Annotated in this window: 5 protein-coding genes; all 5 read right to left on the reverse strand. The window is 33.2% G+C overall.

Features of this window, described 5'->3' with window-relative positions:
* Positions 1-321 precede the first annotated feature (321 nt).
* Complete coding sequence (locus AC6F75_RS14860; protein ID WP_500715868.1) at positions 322-1,200, reverse strand: KilA-N domain-containing protein; 879 nt, start codon at positions 1,198-1,200, stop codon at positions 322-324.
* A 262-nt stretch (positions 1,201-1,462) separates the two neighbouring features.
* Positions 1,463-2,302 carry a DNA damage-inducible protein D gene (gene dinD, locus AC6F75_RS14865; protein ID WP_500715869.1) on the reverse strand — a complete coding sequence of 280 codons (840 nt, stop codon included), beginning with the start codon at positions 2,300-2,302 and terminating at the stop codon, positions 1,463-1,465.
* A 213-nt stretch (positions 2,303-2,515) separates the two neighbouring features.
* Positions 2,516-2,926 carry a putative toxin-antitoxin system toxin component, PIN family gene (locus AC6F75_RS14870; RefSeq protein ID WP_500715870.1) on the reverse strand — a complete coding sequence of 137 codons (411 nt, stop codon included), beginning with the start codon at positions 2,924-2,926 and terminating at the stop codon, positions 2,516-2,518.
* Positions 2,907-3,134: a hypothetical protein gene (locus AC6F75_RS14875; RefSeq protein ID WP_500715871.1), complete on the reverse strand. Its 228-nt coding sequence runs from the start codon at positions 3,132-3,134 to the stop codon at positions 2,907-2,909. The genes AC6F75_RS14870 and AC6F75_RS14875 overlap by 20 nt, the downstream gene beginning before the upstream one ends.
* 150 nt (positions 3,135-3,284) lie before the next feature.
* Positions 3,285-3,399: DUF4411 family protein (locus tag AC6F75_RS14880; protein ID WP_500715872.1), on the reverse strand; the 115-nt coding region annotated here is incomplete at its 5' end.

A 3,399-nucleotide genomic window follows, 5' to 3' on the forward strand; every position in this document is an offset into this window, starting at 1 on the left:
GCTTCTTCATTCTGAAGTTTTAAAAACTCTTGTACAAATTCGATTTTTCGGGCTTCTAAATTCATTTTAATCAGCTTTTTATCAAAGATACAAAATAATCATTTCAGTTATTACTTTTTCTTGAATTGAGAAGGTATCTAAGCTTACCGTCAACATGCGGTTGGTATGTGTTGAAGGAAAACCCGATACTCCCGAACCTTTGGAACGCACTAGCAGGTCTTTAAAATAAAGGAACCCCAAAGCCTGAGATGCTGAAAACGTTTTGGACAGTCAATGTAAATTGTAGTACACCGAAGTGGGGGCAATTTGGGGAGTGGGGTATTAATTATTCAATTTCCTTTTTTGATCTACATATGTTGAATCAGATTGTTTTTTAATTGATTTAAGTAGATCTGATTTGTTTAATATTTCTAACTGTTGTCTTGCAATTCGATGCATATGATTAAATCGCATTCTTTTTTCAACACCACTTTTAATTAATTCAGAATTTAGAGATTCCAAATTTGATAAAACAGCAAGTTCATTAATGCTTGCAAAGTCTCGCATATTTTTACCATCTAATGCGTGTTGAGGGTTAACTTCTTTCCATTGTTTAGCTGTACAACCAAATAAAGCCACATTTAGTAAATCAGCCTCTTCTGCATATTCTATCCATTGTTTATCAGTTGTATATTTTGATTTTGGGAGAATATGATTTTTAATTGCATCTGTATGGATTTGATAATTTACCTTACTCAAAACCCTTTTTACATCCCATTCTAAATTGTATTTATTTGTCTCAATTTCTTTAAGTCGTTGGAATTCTTTAATCAAAAGCAGTTTGAACATGGGGCTAATCCACGCACCAAATTCAAATGCTATATCTTTATGAGCGTAAGTCCCGCCACTTCTGCCACTTTTGGATATAATCCCGATTGCATCTGTAGTTTCTACCCATTTTTTTGGTGTTAAATTGAATGAGTTTAAACCCGCTTCCTTTTTAAAGGTGTCGAATTCGACACCTTTAAAATTTGGGTTATTCAATTGCTCCCAAATCCCAAGGAATTCAACGGTGTTCCTATTTCTCATCCAGTTTCTAATATGGTCATTTCCTTCCTCCCCCCGCACCATATCGGTCAAACAGATATAATCATCTTCGTTATATGAAGTGATTGCTATTATCTTTTCCTCAACTTCTATTTGTTTTAATTTTGCAGTCATACAGTAGAATCAATGTCATTGATAAAGATACAAAATTTCAATAGTTGACTGTGTTACATCTAAAAAATATATCAGTCATATTTAATCCTGCATTATAGACAGGAGAACGCAATGCTACCGGAGCGATGGGATCACACTATCGCGAAAATCAAAAGATTTATAAAATAAAGGAACCCCGGCCTGAGATGCTGAAAACGTTTTAGGGCAATCAATGTAAATTGTAGTGCTCCGAAGTGAGAACAGTTTGGGGAGCGGGTCGCTTTTATTTCAGTTTATCTGGGTTTTTTCCAAGTTTTTTTGGTTCAGAACTCACTCTTCGTTCTAACTTTTTAATGTCTTCTTCCGGTGGTAATTCCTCTGGTTTTATACCTCTCTTCAACAAAATAGATCTAACACCACGATTATTTGTGATATGTTCTGCTGAAATTTGTCTTTCTGATTGAAGTCCTTTTTCCTTCGTATTAAAAACTGTAATTTCTGTTGCAAAATCTTTTGCCTTTATAGTAATTGTTGGAAGAAAATCTGCTAATGCCCGACCTTTAGGAACACCCAATTTAGTTTTCATTTGTTTGGTTGTTTTACCAAATAATGCTTGGTCACCCTTACTCCTTATGATTCCAAAGTTTTTATCACTTCCTGTTTGTTCATAGATAAGCTCTGAGAGTTCTTTTTCAGAAAGTGTAAGTTTTTGCCTGGCTTGTAATCGTTCCCAGTCTTTAATTCGCTTTTCAATGACTTCAAACTTTCTCGTTTGAACTGCAAAATAATTCTGAGCAAATGCAATTTGTTCTTTTCTCGGGTCGCCATTTTGAGCAATTAAATAACAAGCATATCTTGTCAACATTATATCATCAACCTCACGCTCACTACCTGAACCTAATTGAACCATTTTGTTGACGTCAACAAAATGGTCTAAAACATCATTTCCGGTTGCATCACAAGAGGTTTTTGCTTTTACAATCACTTTTTGAAAATTTCTCCATTCAGTATACCCTAAAAGATGCTGTATGTCTCTGGCAAACCAAAACTCAATACCGCTTTCAGTAGTCTGTGAATGGTCTTCAAAATTGTTTGATAATGATTTTATTATTTCAGATTTCATCAGTTTAAAATTTTTGTTATCTGAGAGATTAAACAGTAAACTCAACTCTCAAATATAACTCATTTCATAAAAATACTTGTAATCAAAAACCCTTAAAATGTTATAATAATTGTCCAATTAAAACCGGTAAAATATCCTGAGATGCTGAAAACCTTTTAGGACAATCAATGTAAATTGTAGTACGCCGAAGTGGGGACAGTTTGGAGTGCGGGACTATTTAAATTCTTCCCAATATTCTTTTGGTGATACTATTCGGGTCTTATTATAAACTTGCATTGTAAAATCGTTTGTGTTTCCCGTAATAATAAAGTCCGCTTTAGAAATCTCGGCTAATTCTAAAAGTCTGTTATCAGGTTCGTCCTTGATGATTTTCAATTTGTCTATTGGTTCGTATATCTCTGAGATTTCGCTCAATCTCACGATTAGAAAATCAGCATTTGTTTTGAAGTCGGTAAATCTTGCAAATTTTGGCCGTCCTAGAACTTCTATATATTCTTGAAGAATTGGACTTGAAACACAAATGATTGCATTTCCATCGATACAATGGTCAATAATTAAATACGGGTAGTTTTTTTGAATTAGCGAGGAAACAATTACGTTAGTATCAAGAATTATTTTTTGCATTCCTGTGCGCTTTTATTTCGTCATCGATTTCTTCCATCGTCATTTTAGAAAGTCCGTATTTGTTTGCTAGTTGAATGCTCTTTTCCAGTGTTTGTTTTGTTATTTTTTTTCCAATGATATCAATCAGTTCAGAAAATGACAATGTGCTTTTATTCAGACCTAATTGGTTGAATTCAAAATCAGATATTTGGACATTTACGGTTTTCATAATAATTTATTTACATTCAAATTTACAAAAAATTTCGCAATCTTTTTTTTGCATTACTGCCAACTATAGTATATCCGGTTTATAAAATAAAGAAACCCCAGCCAGAGATGCTGAAAACGTTTTTGGACAATGAATGTAAATTGTAGTGCTCTAAAAGTTTTCATTCAATTCTCTTAACATCTCGATAGTATTAATATATCTGACATTAAATTGATTACAAACTTCAGGTATTTTTATTCTATTTTTTCTATTCGGTTCGCTTTTT

The organism is Planktosalinus sp. (genome assembly GCF_059864935.1).